Genomic DNA, 23,682 nt, shown 5'->3' with positions numbered 1-23,682 from the left:
GCGCCCGGCGCGCCGCGGAAAGCAGCGCGCAAATCTGCCGCGCCGGATGTTATTTGCTGCTGAAAACGCCTGAATCCCGCCGCCGCGGCGCGCGCGCCGCGCGGGGGCGTTGATCCGCCCCCGGCGAGATGCGATAACTGCGCGGGGCCCCCGCGGCAGGAGAACCGGACCAGTGCGCTTTGACCATGACCACCTTCTGGGGATCGAACCGCTCGCGCCCGCGGACATCGCAACGCTGCTCGACCTCGCGGACCAGTATGCCGCGCTGAACCGCCGCGAGGTCAAGCATACCGACGCGCTGACCGGGCTCACCCAGATCAACATGTTCTTCGAGAACTCCACGCGCACGCAGGCCAGTTTCGAACTGGCGGGCAAGCGGCTTGGCGCGGACGTGATGAACATGGCGATGCAGGCGTCGAGCATCAAGAAGGGCGAGACGCTGATCGACACGGCGACGACGCTCAACGCGATGCACCCCGACCTGCTGGTGGTGCGACACCCGCAATCGGGCGCGGTGGATCTGCTTGCGCAAAAGGTGAACTGCGCGGTGCTGAACGCCGGCGACGGGCGGCATGAGCATCCGACGCAGGCGCTGCTCGACGCGCTGACGATCCGGCGCGCCAAGGGGCGGCTGCACCGGCTCAGCGTCGCGATCTGCGGCGATATCGCGCACAGCCGGGTTGCGCGCTCGAACATCATCCTGCTGGGCAAGATGGAGAACCGCATCCGCCTGATCGGGCCGCCCACGCTGATGCCCGCGCGCATCGACGAATTCGGCGTCGAGGTGTTCGACGACATGGAAGAGGGGCTGAAGGGCGTCGACGTGGTGATGATGCTGCGCCTTCAGCGCGAACGGATGGACGGCGGCTTCATCCCGTCCGAGCGCGAATATTACCACCGCTTCGGGCTGGACGCCGAAAAGCTCGTCCATGCCGCGCCCGACGCCATCGTCATGCATCCGGGGCCGATGAACCGCGGCGTAGAGATCGACGGCGAACTGGCGGACGACGTGGCCCGCAGCGTCATCCGCGAACAGGTCGAGATGGGCGTCGCGGTGCGCATGGCGGCGATGGACCTGTTGGCGCGCCGGTTGCGGGTGCGGCGCGCGGAACAGAGCGACAAGGGAGTGATGGCATGAGCGACAAAATCGAGGTGAGCGCGGACGAGCACGGGGTCGTGCGGGTCTTCGCCGTCGATCTCGACGCGGATGAGCTGCGCGCCTTCGGGCAGCGCAACGGCGCCTGGCCGGCGGCCGAGGCGCTGGGGGTCGACACGCTCGCCCCCGACCAGGTCGAGCTCTTCCCCGCCTCCGATCTCGCCGGCGTCGGCCTCTCGGGTTACCTCGAGGAGGGGCTGGGCGTTGCGGCGGAAGAGCTCGAGGACATGCGCGCCCGGCTCGACTCACTGGAGCGCGGCGTGCTGATCCTGCGCTCGCGCGCCTTCGGCGGGCAGGCCGTCACGCTCAAGCCGCGCGCGCCGCTGCGCCATGTCGCAACCTTCCATGAGGCCCGCCCGAAGGTCCAGTTCGAGCCGCTGCCCTCGTCCGGCGCGGTCGGCACGGTGGCCGGGACCGGGACGGCGGGCGCGCCCGCGTCCGGGCGCGGCTGGTGGGCGGTGATCCTGCTGATCGCCGGAGTCGCGGTCGGCCTGCTTGCGCTGGCGCTGTCATGACGCCGGACGGCGGCGGCCCCATGCGGGCGGAAGAGATTGTGCGCCACAGCTTCCGCCCCGACCGCGCCACCTATTACCGCGATCACGCCTGGATGGCGGCGCTGGCGATAGCGGCGGGGATGGCGGCGCTCTGGGCGCTTGGCAATCCGCATGTCTGGACCGGCGCGGTCGGCGGGCTGGCGGCGGTCGCGCTGCGCTGCTTCTACCTCGCCTCCGAAGAGCTCGACGCGCGCTGGGACCTCACGGACCGCGGCCTGCTCGGCCCCGGCGGGCGGAACGTCCCGCTCGCCCGGATCACGGCGCTCCGCGGCCTCGGCAGCGCGGTGCAGATCGTCACCGAGGGCGGCGACAAGCATCTGCTGAAATACCAGCGCGACCGCGCCGCCACCCGCGCCCGGATCGCCGCCGCGATGCAGGGGACCCCCGCATGAGCGCGCCGGAGGGCTGGGCCGGGAGAAGGAGGGGACATGAGCGACCGCATTCGCCGCAAGCCGCCGATGGAAGGGACAGCCCAATGATCCGCACCCTCATCACCAACGCCCGACTGATCGACCCCGAGGCCGGCGCCGACGCCCCCGGCGCGGTTCTGATCAAGGATGGCGCGATCCTGGAGGTCAGGCCCGAGGAGAGCCCGCAAGGGCTGGACGAGGGCGCGCGGGTGATCGACGCCGGGGGCAAGTGCCTCGCCCCCGGCATCGTCGATATCGGCGTCAAGGTCTGCGAGCCGGGTGAGCGGCACAAGGAATCCTACCGCTCCGCCGGCCTCGCCGCCGCTGCGGGGGGCGTGACCACCATGGCCACGCGCCCCGACACGCTGCCGGCGATCGACAGCCCCGAGGTGCTTGAATTCGCGCGCCGGCGCGCGAACGAGGCGGCTCCGGTCAACGTGCTGCCGATGGCCGCGCTGACCAAGGGGCGGCTGGGGCGGGAAATGACCGAGATCGGTTTCCTGCTGGACGCGGGCGCGGTGGCCTTCACCGATTGCGACCACGTGGTGCAGGACACCAAGGTGCTGGCCCGCGCGCTCACCTACGCCCGCAGCCTTGGCGCGCTGGTGATCGCCCACCCGCAGGAGCCGGGCCTCTCGGACGGCGCCGCCGCCACCAGCGGCAAGTTCGCGTCGCTCTACGGCCTGCCCGCCGTCAGCCCGATGGCCGAGCGTATGGGGCTGGATCGCGACATAGCGCTTCTGGAAATGACCGGCGCGCGGTATCACGCCGACCAGATCACCACCGCCCGCGCCCTGCCCGCGCTCGAGCGGGCCAAGCGCAACGGGCTCGACATCACGGCGGGCACGTCGATCCACCACCTCACGCTCAACGAGCTGGACGTCGCGGGCTATCGCACCTTCTTCAAGGTAAAGCCCCCCTTGCGGTCCGAGGACGACCGCCAGGCGGTGATCGCCGCACTGCGCGACGGTTTGATCGACACCATCAGTTCCATGCACACGCCGCAGGACGAGGAATCCAAACGCCTGCCCTTCGAGGAAGCGGCAAGCGGCGCGGTCGCGCTTGAAACCCTGCTGCCCGCGGCGCTGCGCCTGTATCATTCCGGCGATCTCGACCTGCCGACGCTGTTCCGCGCGCTGGCGCTCAACCCCGCGAAGCGGCTGGGTCTGCCCTCTGGGCGGCTGGCGGCGGGCGCCCCTGCGGACCTCGTGCTGTTCGATCCCGACACGCCCTTCATCCTCGACCGGTTCAAGCTGCGCTCGAAATCCAAGAACACCCCGTTTGACGAGGCCCGCATGCAGGGCCGGGTCGCCATGACCTTCGTCGCGGGCCAAACCGTTTACGAGGCCGACCGATGCCCCTGATCGAAACCACAACCGGCGTCCTGATCCTCTGGGCCATTTCAGGCTATCTGCTGGGGTCGATCCCGTTCGGCATGGTGCTGGCCCGCGCGATGGGGCTCGGGAACCTGCGCGAGATCGGATCGGGCAACATCGGCGCGACCAACGTGCTGCGCACCGGCAACAAGCGCGCGGCGCTGGCCACGCTGCTGCTGGACGGGGTCAAGGGCGCGGCGGCGGTGCTGCTGGCCCGCTGTGCGGCGGGCGAGGACGCGGCGCAACTGGCTGGGCTGGCGGCGTTTCTCGGGCATTGCTACCCGGTCTGGCTGGGCTTTCGCGGCGGCAAGGGGGTGGCGACATTCCTTGGCCTGCTTCTGGCGCTGGCCTGGCCGGTGGGTATCGCCTGCTGCGCGACATGGGCGGCCGCCGCGGCCATCACGCGAATGTCGTCCTTCGCCGCGATCACGGCGGCGGCGTCCTCGACGATCTGGATGCTGCTGCTGGGCCACGGCCACGCGGTCATCCTCGGCGCGGTCCTGACGCTGCTGGTGTTCTGGCGGCACCGGGGCAATATCCGCCGCATCCGCGCCGGGACGGAACCGAAAATCGGGCAGAAGTGAGCGCCCCTTGCGCCTCTCACGCCAGCGCGTCCAGCATCGCGGCGTGCAGCAATGGGTTGGCGGCGAGGATGCCGTCGACCTGCGGCACGGGATTGTTGAAGCGCAGCGCGCCGCCGCGCCGGTTGGAGGTGACCGCGCCCGCCTCGCGCAGGATCAGATCGCCCGCGGCCACGTCCCATTCCCAGGTCGGGCGCAGGGTCAGCATCGAATCGAACCGCCCCTCGGCCACGCAGGCCAACCGATAGGCGAGCGACGGGCGGTATGCGCGGCGAAAACCCGGCACCGGCACGCGCCAGTTGCGCGGCTCGTAGGCCGGCTTGGCGCCCAGCACCGACGCGCCCTCCAGCTCGGTTCGCGCACTGGCGCGGAGCGGCGTCCCGTTGAGCGTGGCGCCCTGCCCCTCGGCGGCGGCGTAGAGCTTGTCCATCATCGGCAGGTAGATAACCGCGGCGCGCACGACGCCGCCCTCGGCCACGGCGAGCGCGTGCGCCCAGGCGCGCGACCCCTCGATGAAGCTGCGCGTGCCGTCGATAGGATCGACGATGAAGACGCGGCTGGCGTCAAGGCGCCCGGCGCCGTCCTCGCTTTCCTCGGAGAGCCATCCGTAGCCGGGGCGCGCATCGCGCAGCCGCGCGGCCAGCACCTCGTTCACGGCGAGATCGGCCTCGGTCACCGGGCCGGCGCCGCCCGGCTTGTCCCAGCGGCGCGCGCTGGCCCCGGTGAAGCGCCGCGCGGTCTCTCCCGCCTCGCGCGCCGCCGCGACCAGCAGCGGCAGGTCATTCCCCGGCAAGCGTCAGCCCCTCGACCAGCAGCGACGGCACGACCGACGAGAGCCACGTGCGCGCGTCGTTGGCCGGCGTGATCCGGCGCAGGAAATCGGGCAGGCTGCCCGCGATGGTGCATTCGTTGACCGGGTAGGCGATCTGCCCGTTATCGACCCAGAAACCCGCGGCGCCGCGCGAATAATCCCCGGTATTGGGGTTGATCGTGGCCCCGATCATCGACGTGACCAGAAGCCCGGTCCCCATCTGCGCCAGCAGTTCGTCGCGGTCGGCCGCGCCCTGGGTCAGCGCCACGTTCCACCGCCCCGGACTGGGCGGCCCGGACAGGCCGCGCTTGCCGTTGCCGGTGGGCGCCATCCCGAGCTTGCGCGCGCTCGCGAGGTCAAGCAGCCAGCCCGTCAGCACGCCGTTCTCCACGATGGCGCGCCGCCGCGTCGCCAGCCCTTCGCCGTCGAACGCGCGCGAGCCGCTCACGCGGGGGCGATGCGGATCCTCGATCAGCGAAAGCGTCTCGGGCAGCACCGGTTCGCCCAGCCGGTCGCGCAGCCAGGACGCCCCGCGCGCCACTGCAGCTCCGTTCGCCGCCCCAACGAGGTGCCCGATGAGCGAGCCCGAGATACGCTCATCGAACAGCACCGGCCAGGCGCCGGTGGGCGGGCGGCGCGCGCCCAGCCGCTCGGCGGCGCGCTCCCCGGCGCGGCGGCCGATTCCGGCGGCGTCGCGCAGGTCGGCGTCGAAGATGCGGGTATCGCTGTCGTGATCGCGCTCCATCCCGGCGCCGGCCCCGGCGATGGCGGTGCAGCCGACGTGGTTACTGGTGCGGCCATAGCTGCCGCGAAAGCCGTTGCTGATCGCCTGGGCGATCTCGCTGCGCTCATGGGCGGCGATGGCGGATTGCACCTGGCTCACCCCTTCGACCGCGAGCGCGGCTTCCTCGGCGCACGCCGCGCGCGCCTGGAGCGTCTCGCCCGAAGGCTCGTCCGCCGGGTCGGCCAGTTCGAGCGCGGCGCTGTCGCGCTCCTGCGCCAGCTGCGCGGGGTCGGCCAGCCCGATATGCGGATCCTCGGGCGCCTCGCGCGCCATCGCGACGGCGCGTTCGGCCAGCGCGTCGATGGTTTCGGGGCGCGCATCCGAGGAAGACACGTCGGCCTGCCGCTGTCCGATCAGCACACGCAGCCCAAGATCGCGGCCCTCGGCCCGCACGGCCTGTTCCAATTGCCCCGCGCGCACGTCGATCATGACCGACCGCCCGCTGGCGACGATTGCATCCGCCCCGTCCGCGCCGGCCCGGCGCGCGGCGTCGAGAAGCATCTCTGCAAGGTCAGTGAGGGACGTGGTCATCGGCGGCTCCGCTAAAGCGTTTCGACATGGCGTCGGATCACGACGATAGGTCGAAACGCCCACGACATATGAAGGTTGCGTGCGTTTCGTGATCAGCCTGTGGCTCAACCTGAACTCAGAACGCTTTGTCGCCGTAGAGGTAGACCCGACGTCCCCAAGGCGCAAGTGCGGCGCAACGCAAGCCATCGGCGATGCTGGCCAGAGTCCGCCCTTTCAATGTTCTCCGAATACTCGGAATCCCATGCGAGCAGCGGGCGCGGCGCCCGAAACGCCGCGCCCCGCCTCTCAGCCGCGCATGTTCGCCCCGTTCGCGTCATAGAGCGGCGCGGCCTGCACGCGGGCCGGGTACATCCGGCCCAGGATCTCAACCTCGAGCGCGGTTCCATCCGCCGCGAGATCCGCCTCGACATAGCCCATCGCGACGGATTTCCCGACATGATGCGCGTAGCCGCCCGAGCTCACGTAGCCCACCGCGCGCCCGTCCTGAAGGATCGCCTCGTCTCCCGACACATCGATGCCGTCCACGTCTATCACCAGCGTGACAAGCCGGCGGCTTGGCCCCGCCTCGCGCTGGGCAAGCGCGGCGTCCTTGCCGACGAAGTCCTTGCTCCAGTCGATGAAGGCGTCCATGCCGCTTTCGATCGCATCGAAATCCGGGCGGTAATCGAGCGTCCAGACGCCCCAGCCCTTTTCCAGCCGCATGCTCATCAGCGCCCTTGCGCCATACCAGCGCAGGCCGAGATCGGCGCCCGCCTCCTCCACCGCGGTGAAGAGGCGCAGCAGGTATGGCGGGCGGCAATAAATCTCGTAGCCCAGTTCGCCGGAAAAACTGATGCGGTTCAGGATCACCGGCACGCCGCCCACGTAGGTCTGCGCAAGGTCGCGGAATTTGAACGCTTCCGCGCTCACGTCATGGCGGGTGATCGACGCCAGAAGCGCGCGCGACTTCGGCCCCGACAGCGCGATCCCGTGCCAGTCGTCCGAGACGTTGCGATAGAGCACGTCATCGGGCAGCCGCGCTTCGATCCAGCGGCGATGCGCCTCTTGCATCGCGCCCGAGCCGAAGAGCATGAAATGATCGTCGGCGAGGCAGGCAACGGTGAGATCGCCGTAAAGCTTGCCCTTTTCCGTCAGCATCGGCGTCAGCGTCAAGCGGCCCGGTTTCGGCACCCGCCCGGCGAGCAACTGGTCGAGGAAGGCGCGCGCGCCCGGCCCGGTCAGTTCGTGCTTGGCGAAGTTGGCGATCTCGATCGCGCCAACGCCTTCACGCACCGCCGCAACTTCGCGCGCGACATAGGCGTGGCTGCGGCTGCGCTCGAAGGTGGGGTCCTCATGCGCGTCCTCGGGGCCGTCGGCGAACCAGAGCGCGTTCTCGAGACCGAAGGACTGGTCCATCAGCGCGCCCTTGGCGATCAGCCGGTCGTGGATCGCGGTGGTCTTCTGCAAGCGGCCCTTCGGCAGCGTCTCGTTCGGGAAGGTCATGACGAAGCGGCGCTCGTAATTCTCGGTCGATTTCACGGTGCCCCAGTCGGGCGACGCCCAGTCGCCAAAGCGCGCCACGTCCATCGCCCAGACGTCGATGGAGGGCTCTCCGTCGATCATCCATTCGGCCATCGTGAGGCCGACGCCGCCGCCCTGGCAGAACCCCGCCATGACGCCCACCGCGCACCAGTAGTTGCGCATCCCCGGCACCGGCCCGATCATCGGATTGCCGTCGGGACCGAAGGTGAATGGGCCGTTGATCGCGTCCTTGATCCCGACCTCCCCCAGCGCCGGGATGCGCTCGAACCCGAGCTCAAGCCGGTCGGCGATGCGGTCCAGATCGGGCTGGAGCAATTCATGCCCGAAATCCCAGGGCGTGCCCTCGACCTTCCAGGGCGTGCCGCGCGGCTCGTAGGTGCCAAGCAGCATCCCCTGCCGTTCCTGGCGGAAATAGATGTTCGCCTCGTAGTCGATGCCGCAGGGCAGGCGATCCTTGCGCGCGACGATCTCGGGGATCGGCTCGGTGATGAGATAGTGATGCTCCATCGGCTGCACCGGCAGGTTCAGCCCCTGCATATGCCCCACCTCGCGCGCCCAGAGGCCGCCGCAGTTCACGATATGCTCCGCGTTGATGACGCCCCTGGGCGTGGTCACGTCCCATGAACCGTCAGCGCGCTGCGTCGTCGCGGTGACCCCGCAATGGGTGAAATACTGCCCGCCGTGATAGCGCGCCGCCTTAGCGAACGCATAGGTCGCGCCCGAGGGGTCAAGATCGCCGTCCTGGTCGTCCCAGAGCGCCGCGAGGTAGTGTTTCGGGTCGATCAGCGGATGGCGCTTCGCCACTTCCTCGGGGCTGATGAATTCCTGATGCAGCCCCATGTAGCGCGCCTTGGAGCGTTCGCGCTTGAGGTAATCATACCATTCCTTGTTGGACGCAAGGTAGAAGCCGCCGGTGATATGCAGCCCCACGCTGTGCCCGCTCAGCTCCTCGATCTCCTTGTAGAGATCGATGGTGTAGCTTTGCAGGCGCGAGATGTTGGGGTCCGAGCTGATCGTGTGGATCTGCCCCGCCGCGTGCCAGCTGGAGCCGCTGGTCAATTCGTCGCGCTCCAGCAGCACGGTGTCCTTCCAGCCGAACTTGGCGAGGTGAAAGAGGATCGAACAGCCGACCACGCCGCCGCCGATGACGACGCATTTGGCGTGCGAGGGAAGCGTCCTGGCGCCGGTTTCGGTGTCTTTCTGGATTTCAGGCATCTTCATCTCCGCCGTTCCGTGTCAGCAATGTCTCGATTTCGGGCTCCCCGGCGACGCGCGTCAGCCCGGTGAAGTCGCCGCCCAGCATGCCGCGCGTCGTCTTGATCGCCGCGCCATAGGCGACCCGTGACAACGCCCCGCCGACGGACAGGCGCGCCGCGCCCATCTCCGCGAACTCGGTGCGGCTGAGCGACGCGAACCGCCCCGCCGCCAGCACGTTCACCGGAATCGATACGCTCGCGACAACCCGGCGCAGCGCGTCCACGTCCGGCGGCGCGGGGACATAGACGCAATCGGCGCCGACCTCCTCGAAGGCGCGAATGCGGCGGATCGCCTCGTCCAGGTCGTATTGGCCGAGCATCACCCCGTCGGCGCGCGCCACCAGCACGAAGTCGCGCGGCAGGGCGCGGGCGGCCGCGCTGGCGGCTCGGATGCGCTCGACCGCGAGGTCGAACCCGTAGGAATTGAAAGCAGGAAGCGCGGTGTCCTCTATGGAACAGCCCGCAAGCCCGGCCTTGTCCGCAAGGCGGATGGTTTCGGCCACCGTGTCCGGCGCCTCGGCAAAGCCGTTCTCGAAATCGCCCGACACCGGCACGTTCACCGCCGCCGCCAGCGTCTGCGCATGGGCCAGCGCCTCGTCGCGGCTGAGCGTGCCGCCGTCGACGCGTCCCATGCTGAAGGCGTGGCCCGCCGAGGTGGTGGCGACCGCCTGCGCGCCCATGCTCTCCATCATCCGCGCCGACCCCGCGTCCCACGCATTGACAAGGAGAAACGGATCGCCGCGCCGATGCAGCGCCCGAAACCTGGCCCCGATATCGCTCATGTCACTTCCTTTCCCGTTTCGCGACGCGAGGACGCCCGTGAGGGCGGAAGAGCGCGCGCCGCTACCAATCCATCACCACCTTGCCCGAATTGCCCGACATCATCGCCTCGAACCCGTCCTCGAACTCGTCGATGCCGATCCGGTGGGTGATGAGCCCTGACACGTCCAGCCCGGACTGCACCAGCGCGATCATCTTGTACCAGGTCTCGAACATCTCGCGCCCGTAGATGCCCTTCACGTGCAGCATCTTGAAAATGATGCTGTTCCAGTCCACCGCGAACTCCGTCGGCGCGATCCCGAGAAGCGCGATCTTGCCGCCATTGTTCATCCGCGCGATCATCTGCTGCATGGCGGCGGCGGCGCCGGACATCTCAAGTCCCACGTCGAAGCCTTCGGTCATGCCGATATCGTCCATGACGTCGCGCAACTGCTCGCCCGACACATCGACCACGTATTGCACGCCCATGTCCCGCGCGAGAGTCAGGCGATAGGGGTTGATATCGGTGATCACCACCTTGCGCGCGCCGACCTTCTGCGCGACCAGCGCGCCCATGATCCCGATCGGGCCGGCCCCGGTAACCAGCACGTCCTCCCCCACCAGATCAAAGCTGAGCGCGGTATGCACCGCGTTGCCGAGCGGGTCGAAGATCGCCGCGATCTCGTCCGGGATATCGGCGGGGATCGGGACCACGTTGGCCTCGGGGATGCAGAGATACTCGGCGAAGGAACCAGGCCGGTTCACGCCCACGCCCTTCGTGTTGCGACAAAGCTGGCCGCGGCCGGCGCGGCAGTTGCGGCAGGCGCCGCAGACGATATGCCCCTCGCCCGACACGCGCTGCCCGATGCGATAGCGCGTCGCCGCCGCGCCGCAATCGGCGATTTCGCCGACGAACTCGTGCCCGACCACCATCGGCACCGGCACGGTCTTCGCGCTGAATTCGTCCCATTTCCAGATATGCACGTCGGTGCCGCAGATGGCCGACTTGCGCACCTTGATCAGCACGTCGTTCGGCCCCGGTTCGGGGACGGGGACGTATTCCATCCACAGCCCCGGTTCGGGCCGCGCCTTCACCAGCGCCTTCATCTCGTTCTTCACGCGATCACCCCCAGTTCCCGCCCCACCTCGGCGAAGGCGTCGATGGCGGCATCAAGGTCATCGTGCGTCAGCCCCGCGCTCATCTGCGTGCGAATGCGGTCCTGACCCTTGGGCACCACCGGAAAGCTGAACGCGGTGACGAAGACGCCCCGTTCGCCAAGCGCCGCCGCCATCGCCTGCGCCAGCTTCGCATCGCGCAGCATGACGGGGATGATCGCGTGGCTGCCCGGCAAGAGCTCGAATCCCAGCGCGCCCATCCGCTCGCGGAAATGGGCCGCATTCTCCCAGAGCCGCGAGCGCAGATCGTCGCCGGCCTCGACCAGTTCGAACATGGTAAGGGACGCCGCCGCGATCACCGGCGCCACGGCGTTGGAGAAAAGATAGGGACGCGAGCGCTGCCGCAGCCAGTCCACCACCCGCGTCGAAGCGGCGGTGTAGCCCCCCGACGCCCCGCCGAGCGCCTTGCCCAGCGTACCGGTCAGGATATCGACGCGCCCCATGACGCCGCAATGCTCATGGCTGCCCCGCCCCGTCGCGCCGACGAAGCCGGTGGCGTGGCAATCATCCACCATCACCATCGCGTCATAACGCTCGGCCAGGTCGCAAATATCGTCGAGTCTCGCGTAATAGCCATCCATCGAGAACACCCCGTCGGTCGCGATCAGCCGGTGCCGCGCGCCGCTCGCCTCTTTCAGACATCGCTCCAGATCGCCCATGTCTGAATTGGCGTAGCGATACCGCTGCGCCTTGCAAAGCCGCACGCCGTCGATGATGCTCGCATGGTTGAGCGCGTCCGAGATCACCGCGTCCTCGGGCCCGAGGATCGTCTCGAAGAGCCCGGCGTTGGCGTCGAAACAGGACGGGTAGAGGATGCAGTCCTCCATCCCCAGAAATCCCGCGATGCGCGCCTCCAGCGCCTTGTGATCCTCCTGCGTGCCGCAGATGAACCGGACCGAGGCCATGCCGAACCCGTAGCGATCGAGCGCCTTCTTCGCCGCCGCCACGATCCGCGCGTCATCGGCAAGGCCAAGGTAGTTGTTGGCGCATAGGTTGACGGCCTCGCGCCCGTCGGCCAGCGTCACCCGCCCGCCCTGCGGCGAGGCGATCACCCGCTCCGTCTTGTAGAGCCCGTCGTCGCGCAATCCGTCAAGCCTTGCTCCGATGTCCTGGTCGAATCTTTCCGATGCTCGCATCGCCGTTCCTTCCTTGTTGCCCGCCTGTTACTACTTCTTGCGCCAAATATCCCGGGGGTCGGGGGCTGGCGGGCCCGTCAATACCATGCCTCGGGTATCTCGGATTTGCGACGGGCAATGAAGTCGCGCAGTTCCTCGTCCTTGTCGGCGTCGATCGGCGGCGCCTCGTAGCGCGCCAGCATCCCGGTCCACCGCGTGTAGGCGCGCGCGCGCATGTCCAGCGATCCGCCCTCTTCCCAGCTCTCGACATTTTCCGAATCGCTCAGCGCGGGTTCGTAGAACGCCGTCTGATAATTGCGCATCGTGTGCGCGCAGCCAAGGAAATGGCCCCCCGGCTTCACCTCCTCGTAGGCGTCGCGCGCCAGCGCCTCGTCGCTCACGTTCAGCCCGCCCAGCACCTTCTGGTAGCTGCCCAGCCGGTCGGCGTCCATCACCAGCTTCTCGAACCCGGTGCACAATCCCCCCTCGAGCCAACCGGCCGCGTGAAGGACGAAATGCGCGCCGGCAAGCATGGTGGAATGCATCGAATCGGCCGATTCATAGGCCGCCTGCGCATCCTCCAGCTTGCTCGCGGTGAGCGATCCGCCGCAGCGCAGCGGCAGCCCGACGCGCCGCGCCATCTGGCCGATGGCGTAGTTGCTGAGCACCGGTTCGGGCATCCCGAAGGTCGGCGCGCCGGACTTGAGGCTCATGGAGCTCAGGAAATTGCCCAGTACGAAGGGCGCGCCGGGGCGGACCAGTTGCGCGTAGGCGCAGCACATCATCGCCTCGGCCATCGCCTGGCAGACGCTCGCCGCGGTGCTGACCGGCCCCATCGCGCCCGACAGGATGAACGGCACGACGACGATGCCCTGACCGCGTCCGCAATAGGTCTGGATCGCCTGCGTCACCACCTTGTCCACCAGGAGCGGCGAGTTGGTGTTGACGTTGCCCATGATGACGCAATGTTCGTTCATGACGTCGGCCCCGTGCAGGATCTCGGCCATGTCGACGCTGTCCTGCGCGCGGCTCTGCTCGGTGATCGCGCCGAGATGGGGTTTGTCGCTCCATCTCATGTGCGTGTAGACCATGTCGAGATGGCGGTGACTCACCGGCACGTCGCAGGGCTCGCAGATCACCAGCCCGGTATGGTGCAGGTTGGGGTGCATCCAGGCGAGCTTCACCAGCTTCTCGAAGCTCTCCATGTCGCCGTAGCGCCGCCCCCCGGCGAGGTCGCGCACGAAGGGCGCGCCGTAGATCGGGGCGAAGACCTGGTTGACGCCGCCGATGGTCACGCTGCGCGCCGGGTTGCGGGCGCGTTGGGTGAACTCGCGCGGCGCTCTCAAGCAGAGATCGCGGATCCAGTCCGCGGGCGCGCGCACCCGCGTGCCCTCGACCTTCGCCCCGGCCTCTTTCCAGAGTCGAAGCGCCTCGGGGTCGTCGCGGAATTCGAGCCCCACGTCCTGCATGATCCAGTCGACCTGCGCCTCGAGCCGCGCGAGCCCCTCTTCGTTCAGCGGGTCGAAATAGGGCAGGCGCCGCTCGACATGCGGCGACGCGACGTCCGGCCCCTGTCCTTCCCCCCCGTCCCTCCTGATCCGTGTCCGCCTGGCCATGACCTTGCCCTCCGCTCTCGCACCGCCCTGAGACTAGCCCGCGGCAGGGCGCATGTGAGCCTTGAAAAAACCATGGCCTTGGATAACGTGAGCTTATGCAGGAACTTTGGAAACTGGTCGCCTCCCCGCGTCATCTGCTGGTCTTCGAGACCGCGGCGCGGCACGGCTCATTCACCCGCGCCGCGCGCGAGATGAACGTGCAGCAGCCCGCGGTGAGCGCGGCGATCAAGCAGTTGGAAGAGGCGCTCGGCACGGCGCTATTCACCCGCGCGCATCGCTCGGTCACGCTCACCCCTGCGGGCGAGCGGCTTTACACGGACGTATCCGGCGCCTTCGCCCGGGTGCTGGACAGCGCCCGCACGCTTGCCACGCGCCATGCGGGCAACCGGGTGACGCTCTCGGCCTCGACCGCCTTCGCGCATTACTGGATGGTGCCGCGTCTGGCCGGGTTCCACGCGGCGAACCCGGACACCGACCTGCGCCTGCAAACCTCGGATCGCGAGCCGGATATCGACGCCGAAGGGCTGAGCCTTGCCATAAGGCGAGGCAATGGAAACTGGCCCGGCTGCGACGCCGCCCTTATCGCCCCCGAGGTGATCGCGCCGATCGCGGCGCCCCGCGTGATGGCGGCCGCGATCAACCTGCGCTCGATCGCCACGCTGGGCAACCAGCCGCTGATCCACCTCGAAGAGCCGGTCCGCGACCGCCCGACCTGGGCGGATTTCTTTCGCCACTGGCAGGCGCCTTACGCCGAACCGCATGGCGGGCTGCGGCTCAACGACTACGCGCTGGTGCTCCAGGCGACCATGGCGGGCGAGGGCTTTGCCCTCGGCTGGCGGCACACCACCGCCTTTCTCGTGCAACAGGGCCTGCTGGCCGAGCGTGCGGACTGGGCCTGGGAAACCGGCGCGGGGTTCTACCTTGTCTGGTCGAACGGCGCCCCCCTCTCCGCGGAGGCGCTGGCCGCCCGCGACTGGCTGATCGCCCACGCGCAGGCGTAGGGCGGGGCCTCACCCCGCCGCGCCGCCTACCGCGATCCGGGGCCGCCCCGACGCCTCGACGGTGATCTCGCCCTCGAGGAACACCTCGCGCTCTTGCGCCTGCGCGGTGCGCAGTTCGCGCGTGGCGCTCATCTGGATGTCCTCGGCGCCCGCCGCCTCGGCCTCGGCGCGGGAGGCGGATTCGAGTTCGGCCTGCAACCGGGCCAGCGCCTCTTCTGCGGTCTCGAAATCCACCGGCCCGCTGTCGAGATGCACGCGATACTGCCCCTCGGAGGGCGCCGTCACCGTGCCGCTGCGCCGGATCGTCACGCGCCCGACCACCGCGCCGATGGCGTTGGCGACGCCGGCATGGTCCGGCAGGATCATCTCGCAGCCCAGCCGCTCTCCGACCGCCGGGTAGTAACACCCCACCGAGGCGCCCAGACCCACCACCGCCACGTCAAGCCCGGCGTCGAGCCGCGTCAGCCCGCGATAGCCGTTCAGCCCATGCGCCATCAGCACATGGCGCGCCAGCTGCTCGGGCGGCGGGCCGAAGGGGCGTTCCTCCTCGGAGAGCGCCGCCTCCAGAAGCGCGATCACCGTCTGCCAAGTCAGCCGGTCCACGATCATCCGCGCCACGCCTGCCGCGTCCTCGGCCAGCACGTTGCCCGTGCCGGTCCGCTTGCGCGTCATCAGCGTCAGCGCCTTTTCCGCCGCCTCGGTATCCCACCTGTTCACGTGGCCGAGCACGTGGCTCGCATCCGTGGGCGTGACGCCCGACACCTGCACGAGCCCGCGCCCGATAAGCCGGCGGAGCGCCATCTGCTCGAGCCGGCTGTTCAGCAGCGAGCCGACCGGGTGCAGCCCATCGCCGATCCGATCCAGAAGTGCTGCGTCGCGCTTGTGCAGCCCGTCGGCGTCGATCCCCGGCACCGCGCGCGCGAACGCCCCGTCGAATTCGCCGGGCACGGTGCTGCGGAGTTGCGCATCAAGCGTGCGATGCACGATCTCGGGCGATTCATGCGCGATCAGGCAGACCGGCAGCACCCGGCGCGGCCCGAGCGTGACACCCCCCACGAGCCCCTCGTCGACGACATGCACCTCGCTGTCGCCGCCGAGGCCCGAGGTGCGCATCGCCACCGCCTCGACCATCGTGCGCCAGGGGCCGACGCGGGCGCCGGCGGGGTCGATCATCGGGCGCCCGTCGCGCAGCAGCGCGATGTCGGTCGTGGTGCCGCCGATGTCCGAGACAAGCGCCAGCGACGCGCCGGTCAGCCAGCGCGCCCCGACGATGGAGGCGGCGGGGCCGCTCAGGATCGTCTCGATCGGGCGGGCGCGGGCCTGCGCGGCGCTGATCAGCGCGCCATCGCCACGCACCACCATCAGCGGCGCCGTGATGCCGAGTTCGGCAAGCTTGCCCTCGGCCTTTTCGACCAGCCGCGTGATCATGCCGATCAGCCGCGCGTTGAGCAGCGCGGTCAGCGCGCGTTTCGGCCCGTTGAGCCGCGCGGACAGGTGGTGCGAACAGGAAACCGGCCGCCCCGTCAGCCGGGTGATCATTTCGGCCGCCGCCAGTTCATGTTCGGGATTGCGAGTGGCGAATTGCGCGGCCACCGCGTAGGCGGAGACGCCCTCGACCGAATCGAGCCACGTCAGCAGCGCCTCGCGGTCCAGCGCGCGCGCCTCGCCGCCGGCGTGATCGTGCCCGCCGGCCACGACGATCGCCGGGTCGCCGTTCAGCGGCGCGCGCAGCCCGTGCCCGTCGATATCCTGTTCGCGAAACCCGATATAGACAAGCCCGACGCGCCCGCCCTGCCCCTCGACCAGCGCGTTGGTGGCCAGCGTGGTGGACAGCGACGCCAGCGCGATGTCGCCGGGCGAGACGCCGCTCTCTTCCAGCACGCGCCCGACCGCCGCGCCGATGCCGATGGCGAGGTCGTGGCGCGTGGTCAGCGCCTTGCTCGACGCGATCACTTCCTCTTCGTCCCGCAGCAGCACCGCATCCGTGTAGGTGCCGCCGGTGTCCACCCCCAACAGTATCGCCATTGCCGTCCCCTTTTCAGCCTTGCCCCAACCGCTCCAGCGCCCAACGCGCCGCATCCGCCACCTCGGGCGCCTCCGCATCGAGATGCGCCGCCGCGCTCGGGGCCAGGTCGGCCCGGCCCGAGTTGCCGATGGCGTAAAGCACGTTCCGCAGGAACCGGTTCACCCCGATCCGCTTGATCGGGCTGCCCGAGAACTTGGCGCGAAACGCCGCGTCGTCCAGCGCGGCCAGTTCGGCCAGCGGCGGCGCGTTCAGATCGTCGCGCGCGTGATAGCGAACCTCGCGGGCGCTGACCGCGAACTTGTTCCACGGGCAGGCAGCGAGGCAATCGTCGCAGCCGTAGATCCGGTTGCCCAGCAGCGGGCGCAACTCGGGGTCGATCGGCCCCTTGTGCTCGATCGTGAGGTAGGAAATGCAGCGCCGCGCGTCGAGCTGGTAGGGCGCGGGAAACGCGTTCGTCGGGCAGGCGTCGAGACAGGCCCGGCACGACCCGCAATGATCGACCTCGGGCGCGTCCGCCTCAAGCTCGAGCGTAGTGAAGATCGACCCGATGAAGAACCAGTTACCGAGTTCGCGGCTCAGCAGGTTGGTATGTTTGCCCTGCCAGCCAAGGCCAGCCGCCTGCCCCAGCGGTTTTTCCGGCACGGGCGCGGTGTCGACGAAGACCTTCACCTCGGTCTGCGGCCCGGCTTCCGCGATCAGCCAGCGGGCCAGCCGCTTCAGCCGCTTCTTGACGAGGTCGTGGTAATCCTTGTTGCGCGCATAGACCGACACGGTCCCGACATCCGGGCGCTCCAGCGTCGCGGTCGGGTCCAGTTCCGGCGTGTAGCTCTCGGCCAGCATGACGACCGATTGCGCCTCGGGCCAGAGCGCGGCGGGGTCACCGCGCCAATGGCTGCGCGCCTCCATCCAGCCCATCTGCCCGTGCCGCCCCTTGTCCAGGAACTCCGCCAGCCGCGCGGGCACTTTCGGGATATCCCAGGGACGGCAGATGCGGGCCGCGTCGAACCCTTCCTCGACGGCGCGCGCCACCAGCCTCTGCTTGAGCCCGCTCATGTTTTCTCTTGGTAGAAACACCCGAACAGCCGGCGGCGGGACCACGCGCGGCGGGGCATCTCAGAAATCGAGGTCAGCATAATGCGGCGGCGGCGGAAAGCCGGACACCTGATCTGTCAGGATGTTGCGGAAGGCCGGGCGCGACTTGATCTTGGCGTACCAGTCCTTGACCACCTCCGAGCGGTTCCAGTCCACGTCCGAGATGTAGTCCAGCGCGCTCAGATGCGCGGCGGCGGCGAAATCCGCGAGGGTCATCACGTCGCCGGCCAGCCAGCGGCGGTGATCCAGCAGCCAGGTCATGTAGTCGAGGTGATACTTGATCGCGCGCGCGCCCGCCTTGACATTGGAACTGTCCGGGTAGCCCGCGCTCATCATCTTCTTGTTCACCCGCTCGTAGAGCAGCTTCGAGGTGACCTCGTGGTGGAACTTGTCGTCGAACCACGCCACCAGCCGGCGCACTTCGTAGCGCGCCTCGGCGCTCTTTGGCAGCAAGGCGGGTTCGGGGTATTTCTCTTCGATATATTCGCAGATCGGCGCGCTTTCGGACAGGGTGCGCCCGTCGATGCGCAGCACCGGCACCTTGCCGGCGGGGTTGCGGCGCAGGAATTCGGCGCTTTGCTCCCAGTAGCGTTCCTCGACCAGCTCGCATTCGATCTTCTTCTCGGCGAGGCTGAGACGGACCTTGCGGCAGAACGGCGAGAGCGGGACGTGATAGAGCTTGGCCATGACCGGCGGGCACCTTCGCGGGGAACTCGGGTCTTCAATGCCTGCTCCGAACGGGATTTTCAATCCTCGAAACAGCCTGATCTCCCGTCGCGGCGAATGGTGGCCGCCCCGTCCATGATCGCGCCCGCGCGCTTGCGCACCCATGCGCTCGGCTGGCTGGCCGAGCGATCCTTGGGATCGGGCAACAACGCGGCCAGCCGCGCCGCCTGTCGCGCGCTCAGCGCATCGGGGCTGACGCCGAAGTAATGCCGCGCCGCCGCTTTGATTCCGAATACGCCCTCGTCGAACTCCGCGATGTTGAGATAGACCTCGATGATGCGCCGCTTGGACCAGAGCGCCTCGATCAGCGGGGTCATCAGCGCCTCGAGCGCCTTGCGCGCCCAGCTTCGGTCCTGCCAGAGATAGACGTTCTTGACCGTCTGCTGGCTGAGCGTGGAGGCGCCGCGGGTCTCGCCGCGCTCGATCACGGAGCGGATCGCGCGCATGTCGAACCCCCAGTGAATGCAGAAATCCGCGTCCTCCGCCGCCACCACGGCGCGCGCCATGACCGGGGCGACATCGTCGATATCGACCCAGCGCCACTCGATCCCGCCGAGGCGGCGCGCCTCCTCGCGCATGTAATGCGTCGGATTCGGCGCGATCCGGCTATGAACCAGCGCGGCGAGGCAGGTCGAGACGACGCAGACCAGCACGCACCAGAGCGCGAAGCGGCGCAGCCGCCGCAGCGGGCGGCGGCGCGGGGTCGGTTTTGAGGATTTCGCGGCGCCGCGTTTCTTCGTCATCATCGCAGAGTGCTACAGCCCGCGCCGCGCGGCGGCAACACCCCGCTCACCCGCCGGGGACGCGGGTCATGTGCCGCTCGCCCCGCGCCGCGGAAAGCGCGATCTGCTTCTGGCGCTCGCGGAACCGGGCCTTGTCGGCCTCGCTCGTCTCGGCGATGCAATGATGGCAGGACACGCCTTGTTCGTATTCCGGGCGCGCGGCATCCGCGAGCGACACGGGGCGGCGGCAGGCGTGGCAGAGCCGGTGGCGCCCCTCGCGCAGCCCGTGCCCGACCGACACCCGCCCGTCGAAGACGAAACATTCGCCTCGCCACGCGCTCTGATCCTCCGGCACCTCTTCGAGATATTTCAGGATCCCGCCCTTCAGGTGATAGACATCCTCCACCCCCTGTCCCAGCAGGTAGTTGGTCGATTTCTCGCAACGGATGCCGCCGGTGCAGAACATCGCGATCCGCTTATTGTGGAACCGGTGTTTATTCGCCTCCCACCACGCGGGGAAGTCGCGGAAGCTTTCGGTTTCGGGGTCGATCGCCCCCTCGAACGTGCCGATGGCGACCTCGTAATCGTTGCGCGTGTCGATCACCGCCACGTCGGGTGCCTTGATCAGCGCGTTCCAGTCGGCGGGGTCCACGTAATGCCCGGTCCCGGCGCGCGGATCGACGTCCTCGCGGCCCATCGTCACGATCTCGGCCTTCAGGCGCACGCGCAGGCGACCGAAGGGTTGCGTCGCGCTCGTGCTTTCCTTGTGCTCGAGAGCGGCACAACCCGGCAGCGCGCGCAGGTGCGCCAGCACCGCGTCGACGCCGTCGCGCGACCCGGCTATGGTGCCGTTCACGCCTTCATGCGCCAGCAGCAGGATGCCGGTCACGCCCCGCGCCTCGCACAGCGCGCGCAACGGACCCTGCAACGCGGCGGGATCGTCAAGACGGGTAAAGTGATAGAGCGCGGCAATGGTGTACATGCGGCGCATTTACGCCCTCGCGCCGCCCCCGGCAAGGGCGTGGGCCTGCGGCATGGTTGACGCGCCCGCCCGGCCCGCCTACCGATGACGAGCCCCCGAACCGGAGAGACCGCCATGCCGACCGCCCTGATCGTGATCGATGTCCAGAACGATTTCTGCCCCGGCGGCGCGCTCGGCGTCGATGACGGCGACCGGATCGTGCCGGGGATCAACCAACGCATGAAGGACGCCGACGCCGTGATCCTCGCCCAGGACTGGCACCCGGCGGACCATTCCTCATTCGCCTCGTCCCATCCGGGCAAGGCGGCGATGGAGACGATCGAAATGCCCTACGGGACGCAGGTGCTCTGGCCCGATCATTGCGTGCAGGGCAGCGAAGGCGCCGCGTTCCATCCCGGTCTCGACACCGACGGGGCGGACATGATCGTCCGCAAGGGCTACAACCCCGCCATCGACAGCTACTCGGCCTTTTTCGAGAACGACCGCAGCACGCCCACCGGGCTGCACGGCTACCTGCGCACGCGCGGGATCACCCATTTGCGGCTGGTCGGGCTGGCCACCGATTTCTGCGTCGCCTTCTCGGCCGAGGACGCGGCGCAGCTGGGCTATCACGTCTCGGTGGAATTGCCGCTCTGCCGCGCGATCGACCTTGACGGGTCGCTCGCCACCGCGCTCGACCGGATGCAGGAGGCGGGGGTCACGCTTCTCGGGTAAGGCGCCGGCCGCGCCACGCGCCGAGCATCGCGCCGAGCGCGCCGCCCAGCGCGGCGCCGATGGAGTCGGCATACCAGTCGCTCAACTCGCCGAAGCGGCCGACATGGGGCTGGACCAGCTCGATCACACCGCCATAGAGCGCCGCCGCGACGATCACTAGCAGCGCATGGCGCGGCCAGGCCCAGGACAGCGGCAGGGCAAGGGCGGCGAAGGCGACCAGGTGGTGCAGCTTGTCCGTGCCCGGGACCGAGCCCGGCGTCTGGATCGGGTAGAGGGTGAGACCGGCGATCAGCAGCACCAGCGCCACCGTCGCCCGACCCGCCAGCCTGCGGTCGCGCGCCCTGGGGTCGGATGATGTCATGCGTCGCCTCCTCCGGGTCGTTGCCGACCCTGTTCTGCCTTGCCGTTCCGCGGCTGGCAACCGGTCGACGTTGAAATGCGCGTGAGCGCGCCAACATGGCGGAAACGCTCGCCAAAGCGCGCGCGGGGGTATAAGACGCGCCCCAGAGCGCACGCGGCGAACGCCGCCAACCCCGACTGCGAAGGGATCATGATGACCCGCAAGATATTCGGCACCGACGGCATCCGCGGCACCGCCAACACCTATCCGATGACCGCCGAGAACGCGCTGCGCATCGGCGCGGCGGCGGGCCGGCACTTCCGGCATGACGGGTCGAACGGGCATCGCGTGGTGATCGGCAAGGACACGCGCCGGTCGGGCTACATGATCGAGAACGCGCTGACCGCGGGGCTTACCTCGACGGGGATGAACGTGCTGCTGCTCGGGCCGGTGCCGACGCCAGCGGTGGGCTTTCTCACGCGTTCCATGCGCGCCGATCTCGGCATCATGATCTCGGCCAGCCACAACCCGCATCACGACAACGGGATCAAGTTCTTCGGCCCCGACGGGTTCAAGCTGAACGACGCGGCGGAGGCCGATATCGAGCGCATCCTCGGCGGCGAGATCGAACCCGCGCAGCCCGACAACATCGGCAAGGCCAAGCGGATCGAGCAGGGCGAGGGGCGTTACGTCGAATACGCCAAGACGACGATCCCGCGCGCCGTGCGCCTTTCGGGGCTGAAGGTCGTGGTGGATTGCGCCAACGGGGCGGCCTACCGCGCGGCGCCCGACGTGCTGTGGGAACTGGGCGCGGAGGTGATCCCGCTGGGCGTCGCGCCCAACGGCTACAACATCAACCGCGATTGCGGCTCGACCTGCCCGGGCGCCGCCGCGGCCGCGGTGCGCGAGCATGGCGCCGATCTCGGGATCTGCCTTGACGGGGACGCGGACCGGATCATCCTCATCGACGAGACGGGCGCCGTTGCGGACGGCGATCAGTTGATGGCGCTCTTCGCCGGGCTCTGGGCCGAGGCCGGGCGGCTGCGCGAGAACACGCTCGTCACCACGGTGATGTCCAATCTCGGACTGGAGCGGTTCTGCGAGGCGCGCGGGATCACGCTCGCGCGGACCAACGTGGGGGATCGCTACGTGGTGGAGCGGATGCGCGACGGGGGTTTCAACCTCGGCGGAGAGCAGTCGGGCCATATCGTGATGATGGATTACGCCACCACCGGCGACGGGCTGATCGCGGGGTTGCAGTTCCTTGCCGCGATGGTCACCACCGGCCAACCGGCGAGCGCGCTAACCCGCTCATTCGAGCCGGTGCCGCAACTGCTCGAGAACGTGCGCTTCGAGGCGGGCGCGGAGCCGCTGGCCGCCGCACCGGTGCAGGAGACGATAGCGGCGCAGGAGCGGCGCATCGACGGCAAGGGGCGCATCCTGATCCGCAAGTCGGGGACCGAACCGCTGATCCGCGTCATGGCCGAATGCGAGGACGAACCGCTATTGCAGGACGTGGTGGGCAGCATCGCGGAAGCGGTGCGCAGCGCCGGCCGGAACTGAGCGGCGGCGCGCAATCGCGTCAGCGCCGCGCGTCCCAGCTGAGCGAAGCTTGGCGGCGGGTGTAGAATTCCCCCATCATCCCGACCACGAGAAAGATGACGCCCACCGTCACCGGGTATTCGATATTGCTGTTGCGCGGAAAGTAGTTGACGAAGACGAAGCCGCGCGACTGGTCGATCAGATGAAACAGCGGGTTCCAGTCGAACATCGCCAGCATGAAGGGCGGCAGCGCATTGGCGACGAACATCTTGCCCGAGGCGATCATGTTCGCGCGCGAATAGACGGTGACGACGGTGGTGGTGAAGGTCGGAAACCATGGCTTGACCGCGAGCAGGACGATCCCGATCGCGACAGCGGTGAACCACGCGAGCAGCAGCATGCTGAAGGCCAGGAACGGCTGATCGATGTCGAACGGGTGAAAGCCGACGTGATAGACGAACAGGATCAGGAACAGCGTCAGCACCTGGATATAGAGCGCGCCCAGCGCCGCCGCCGAGATCGCGATCACGGTGTTCATCGGCGCGTGTTTCATCATCGGCGATGACGGCCCTTCGGAACCGACCACCGCGCCCAACGTCTTGACATGGGTGAGAAACAGGAAAATTCCCGACATGATGTAGAGCAGGAAATCCCCGCGCAGCGCGGCGCCGCGCAGCCCGAGCACCGCGAACATGACGTAGAACGTCGCGATGAAGACCAGCGCCTGAAGAATGTTCAGCCCGATCGCCATCAGCGCGTTGCCATGTCCCTTGCGCACGCTGCGCACGGTGGCGTGATAGATCAGCTCGGCGATCGAGATCGCCGTCTGCAGTTTCGACTTCGGTTTGGCCGCCTGAAACATCCGCCCTGCCTTTGCTGCCCGCAATGTCG

The 23,682-nt window shown here is 68.8% G+C and carries 22 protein-coding genes; 8 read left to right on the top strand and 14 right to left on the bottom strand.

The genetic code is table 11. The annotated features are described in order from the left end of the window. Positions 1–172: 172 nt before the first annotated feature. From D6850_RS01525 to plsY, 5 genes are all read left to right on the top strand, one after another. Positions 173–1,138, top strand: a complete 966-nt coding sequence (locus D6850_RS01525; protein WP_121163262.1) for an aspartate carbamoyltransferase catalytic subunit — start codon at positions 173–175, stop codon at positions 1,136–1,138. Next, the gene (locus D6850_RS01520) at positions 1,135–1,671 is read left to right on the top strand and encodes a hypothetical protein (protein ID WP_121163261.1); all 537 of its coding nucleotides are present in this window, start codon (positions 1,135–1,137) and stop codon (positions 1,669–1,671) included. Before D6850_RS01525 ends, D6850_RS01520 begins: the two co-directional genes overlap by 4 nt. Further along, positions 1,668–2,102 (top strand): hypothetical protein, encoded by a 435-nt coding sequence (locus D6850_RS01515; protein WP_121163259.1) that lies wholly within the window; start codon positions 1,668–1,670, stop codon positions 2,100–2,102. Before D6850_RS01520 ends, D6850_RS01515 begins: the two co-directional genes overlap by 4 nt. 83 nt (positions 2,103–2,185) lie before the next feature. Next, positions 2,186–3,484 carry a dihydroorotase gene (pyrC, locus tag D6850_RS01510; protein WP_121163258.1) on the top strand — a complete coding sequence of 433 codons (1,299 nt, stop codon included), beginning with the start codon at positions 2,186–2,188 and terminating at the stop codon, positions 3,482–3,484. After that, on the top strand, positions 3,475–4,080 hold the full coding sequence (gene plsY, locus D6850_RS01505; protein ID WP_121163256.1) for a glycerol-3-phosphate 1-O-acyltransferase PlsY: 606 nt from the start codon (positions 3,475–3,477) through the stop codon (positions 4,078–4,080). The genes pyrC and plsY overlap by 10 nt, the downstream gene beginning before the upstream one ends. 16 nt (positions 4,081–4,096) lie before the next feature. On the opposite strand, the gene D6850_RS01500 is transcribed toward plsY, so the two are convergent. The 7 genes from D6850_RS01500 to D6850_RS01470 form a co-directional block, all read right to left on the bottom strand. Further along, on the bottom strand, positions 4,097–4,870 hold the full coding sequence (locus tag D6850_RS01500; RefSeq protein WP_121163254.1) for an inositol monophosphatase family protein: 774 nt from the start codon (positions 4,868–4,870) through the stop codon (positions 4,097–4,099). After that, entirely contained in the window at positions 4,857–6,203 is a 1,347-nt protein-coding gene (locus tag D6850_RS01495) for a TldD/PmbA family protein (RefSeq protein ID WP_121163253.1), read from the bottom strand. The genes D6850_RS01500 and D6850_RS01495 overlap by 14 nt, the downstream gene beginning before the upstream one ends. Positions 6,204–6,488: 285 nt before the next feature. After that, positions 6,489–8,939 (bottom strand): GcvT family protein, encoded by a 2,451-nt coding sequence (locus D6850_RS01490; protein WP_121163251.1) that lies wholly within the window; start codon positions 8,937–8,939, stop codon positions 6,489–6,491. After that, positions 8,932–9,762: an isocitrate lyase/PEP mutase family protein gene (locus D6850_RS01485; protein ID WP_121163250.1), complete on the bottom strand. Its 831-nt coding sequence runs from the start codon at positions 9,760–9,762 to the stop codon at positions 8,932–8,934. Before D6850_RS01485 ends, D6850_RS01490 begins: the two co-directional genes overlap by 8 nt. A gap of 61 nt (positions 9,763–9,823) precedes the next feature. After that, entirely contained in the window at positions 9,824–10,846 is a 1,023-nt protein-coding gene (gene tdh / locus D6850_RS01480; RefSeq protein ID WP_206019210.1) for an L-threonine 3-dehydrogenase, read from the bottom strand. Between the two features lie 8 nt (positions 10,847–10,854). Then, positions 10,855–12,051: a glycine C-acetyltransferase gene (locus tag D6850_RS01475; protein ID WP_121163248.1), complete on the bottom strand. Its 1,197-nt coding sequence runs from the start codon at positions 12,049–12,051 to the stop codon at positions 10,855–10,857. 77 nt (positions 12,052–12,128) lie between these two features. Further along, positions 12,129–13,646, bottom strand: coding sequence for a trimethylamine methyltransferase family protein (locus tag D6850_RS01470; RefSeq protein ID WP_121163246.1), 1,518 nt, complete (start codon positions 13,644–13,646; stop codon positions 12,129–12,131). 95 nt (positions 13,647–13,741) lie between these two features. Between D6850_RS01470 and D6850_RS01465 the strand changes: the two genes are divergently transcribed. Then, positions 13,742–14,647 carry a LysR substrate-binding domain-containing protein gene (locus D6850_RS01465; RefSeq protein WP_121163244.1) on the top strand — a complete coding sequence of 302 codons (906 nt, stop codon included), beginning with the start codon at positions 13,742–13,744 and terminating at the stop codon, positions 14,645–14,647. Positions 14,648–14,656: 9 nt separating this feature from the next. On the opposite strand, the gene D6850_RS01460 is transcribed toward D6850_RS01465, so the two are convergent. The 5 genes from D6850_RS01460 to trhO are packed head-to-tail and all read right to left on the bottom strand — an operon-like array spanning position 14,657 to position 20,195. Then, on the bottom strand, positions 14,657–16,672 hold the full coding sequence (locus tag D6850_RS01460; RefSeq protein WP_121163243.1) for a hydantoinase/oxoprolinase N-terminal domain-containing protein: 2,016 nt from the start codon (positions 16,670–16,672) through the stop codon (positions 14,657–14,659). Positions 16,673–16,685: 13 nt separating this feature from the next. Continuing rightward, positions 16,686–17,726: a tRNA epoxyqueuosine(34) reductase QueG gene (gene queG / locus D6850_RS01455; protein ID WP_121163241.1), complete on the bottom strand. Its 1,041-nt coding sequence runs from the start codon at positions 17,724–17,726 to the stop codon at positions 16,686–16,688. A 60-nt stretch (positions 17,727–17,786) separates the two neighbouring features. After that, positions 17,787–18,452: an FtsZ-binding protein FzlA gene (fzlA, locus tag D6850_RS01450; RefSeq protein WP_121163240.1), complete on the bottom strand. Its 666-nt coding sequence runs from the start codon at positions 18,450–18,452 to the stop codon at positions 17,787–17,789. 59 nt (positions 18,453–18,511) lie between these two features. Beyond that, positions 18,512–19,237 carry a monofunctional biosynthetic peptidoglycan transglycosylase gene (gene mtgA, locus D6850_RS01445; RefSeq protein ID WP_166433965.1) on the bottom strand — a complete coding sequence of 242 codons (726 nt, stop codon included), beginning with the start codon at positions 19,235–19,237 and terminating at the stop codon, positions 18,512–18,514. A 43-nt stretch (positions 19,238–19,280) separates the two neighbouring features. Then, the gene (trhO, locus tag D6850_RS01440; protein WP_121163238.1) at positions 19,281–20,195 is read right to left on the bottom strand and encodes an oxygen-dependent tRNA uridine(34) hydroxylase TrhO; all 915 of its coding nucleotides are present in this window, start codon (positions 20,193–20,195) and stop codon (positions 19,281–19,283) included. A gap of 114 nt (positions 20,196–20,309) precedes the next feature. On the opposite strand from trhO, the gene pncA reads away from it, so the two are divergent. Continuing rightward, a complete protein-coding gene (gene pncA, locus D6850_RS01435; protein WP_121163237.1) occupies positions 20,310–20,909 on the top strand; it encodes a bifunctional nicotinamidase/pyrazinamidase in 600 nt (199 codons plus the stop codon). Here pncA and D6850_RS01430 read toward each other — a convergent pair. Then, positions 20,893–21,270 carry a VanZ family protein gene (locus D6850_RS01430; RefSeq protein ID WP_121163236.1) on the bottom strand — a complete coding sequence of 126 codons (378 nt, stop codon included), beginning with the start codon at positions 21,268–21,270 and terminating at the stop codon, positions 20,893–20,895. The genes pncA and D6850_RS01430 overlap by 17 nt on opposite strands. Positions 21,271–21,462: 192 nt before the next feature. On the opposite strand from D6850_RS01430, the gene glmM reads away from it, so the two are divergent. Then, positions 21,463–22,812, top strand: a complete 1,350-nt coding sequence (gene glmM, locus D6850_RS01425) for a phosphoglucosamine mutase (RefSeq protein WP_121164997.1) — start codon at positions 21,463–21,465, stop codon at positions 22,810–22,812. A gap of 19 nt (positions 22,813–22,831) precedes the next feature. On the opposite strand, the gene D6850_RS01420 is transcribed toward glmM, so the two are convergent. Next, positions 22,832–23,653, bottom strand: coding sequence for an ABC transporter permease (locus tag D6850_RS01420; protein ID WP_121163235.1), 822 nt, complete (start codon positions 23,651–23,653; stop codon positions 22,832–22,834). Positions 23,654–23,682 lie beyond the last annotated feature (29 nt).

The organism is Roseovarius spongiae (genome assembly GCF_003651245.1).
Lineage (GTDB): Bacteria > Pseudomonadota > Alphaproteobacteria > Rhodobacterales > Rhodobacteraceae > Roseovarius > Roseovarius spongiae.
The sequence above is the reverse complement of the archived record's forward strand: the minus strand, read 5'-3'. Positions and strand labels throughout refer to the sequence as shown.

What these genes read in the sequence shown, in the direction of transcription:
- mtgA (WP_166433965.1), bottom strand. Translation starts at nt 19,237, where the DNA reads ATGATGACGAAGAAACGCGGCGCCGCGAAATCCTCAAAACCGACCCCG.
- D6850_RS01520 (WP_121163261.1), top strand. Translation starts at nt 1,135, where the DNA reads ATGAGCGACAAAATCGAGGTGAGCGCGGACGAGCACGGGGTCGTGCGG.
- trhO (WP_121163238.1), bottom strand. Translation starts at nt 20,195, where the DNA reads ATGTACACCATTGCCGCGCTCTATCACTTTACCCGTCTTGACGATCCC.
- D6850_RS01515 (WP_121163259.1), top strand. Translation starts at nt 1,668, where the DNA reads ATGACGCCGGACGGCGGCGGCCCCATGCGGGCGGAAGAGATTGTGCGC.
- D6850_RS01465 (WP_121163244.1), top strand. Translation starts at nt 13,742, where the DNA reads ATGCAGGAACTTTGGAAACTGGTCGCCTCCCCGCGTCATCTGCTGGTC.
- pncA (WP_121163237.1), top strand. Translation starts at nt 20,310, where the DNA reads ATGCCGACCGCCCTGATCGTGATCGATGTCCAGAACGATTTCTGCCCC.
- D6850_RS01420 (WP_121163235.1), bottom strand. Translation starts at nt 23,653, where the DNA reads ATGTTTCAGGCGGCCAAACCGAAGTCGAAACTGCAGACGGCGATCTCG.
- fzlA (WP_121163240.1), bottom strand. Translation starts at nt 18,452, where the DNA reads ATGGCCAAGCTCTATCACGTCCCGCTCTCGCCGTTCTGCCGCAAGGTC.
- queG (WP_121163241.1), bottom strand. Translation starts at nt 17,726, where the DNA reads ATGAGCGGGCTCAAGCAGAGGCTGGTGGCGCGCGCCGTCGAGGAAGGG.
- D6850_RS01430 (WP_121163236.1), bottom strand. Translation starts at nt 21,270, where the DNA reads ATGACATCATCCGACCCCAGGGCGCGCGACCGCAGGCTGGCGGGTCGG.
- glmM (WP_121164997.1), top strand. Translation starts at nt 21,463, where the DNA reads ATGACCCGCAAGATATTCGGCACCGACGGCATCCGCGGCACCGCCAAC.
- D6850_RS01475 (WP_121163248.1), bottom strand. Translation starts at nt 12,051, where the DNA reads ATGCGAGCATCGGAAAGATTCGACCAGGACATCGGAGCAAGGCTTGAC.
- D6850_RS01490 (WP_121163251.1), bottom strand. Translation starts at nt 8,939, where the DNA reads ATGCCTGAAATCCAGAAAGACACCGAAACCGGCGCCAGGACGCTTCCC.
- plsY (WP_121163256.1), top strand. Translation starts at nt 3,475, where the DNA reads ATGCCCCTGATCGAAACCACAACCGGCGTCCTGATCCTCTGGGCCATT.
- D6850_RS01485 (WP_121163250.1), bottom strand. Translation starts at nt 9,762, where the DNA reads ATGAGCGATATCGGGGCCAGGTTTCGGGCGCTGCATCGGCGCGGCGAT.
- D6850_RS01470 (WP_121163246.1), bottom strand. Translation starts at nt 13,646, where the DNA reads ATGGCCAGGCGGACACGGATCAGGAGGGACGGGGGGGAAGGACAGGGG.
- tdh (WP_206019210.1), bottom strand. Translation starts at nt 10,846, where the DNA reads ATGAAGGCGCTGGTGAAGGCGCGGCCCGAACCGGGGCTGTGGATGGAA.
- pyrC (WP_121163258.1), top strand. Translation starts at nt 2,186, where the DNA reads ATGATCCGCACCCTCATCACCAACGCCCGACTGATCGACCCCGAGGCC.
- D6850_RS01495 (WP_121163253.1), bottom strand. Translation starts at nt 6,203, where the DNA reads ATGACCACGTCCCTCACTGACCTTGCAGAGATGCTTCTCGACGCCGCG.
- D6850_RS01460 (WP_121163243.1), bottom strand. Translation starts at nt 16,672, where the DNA reads ATGGCGATACTGTTGGGGGTGGACACCGGCGGCACCTACACGGATGCG.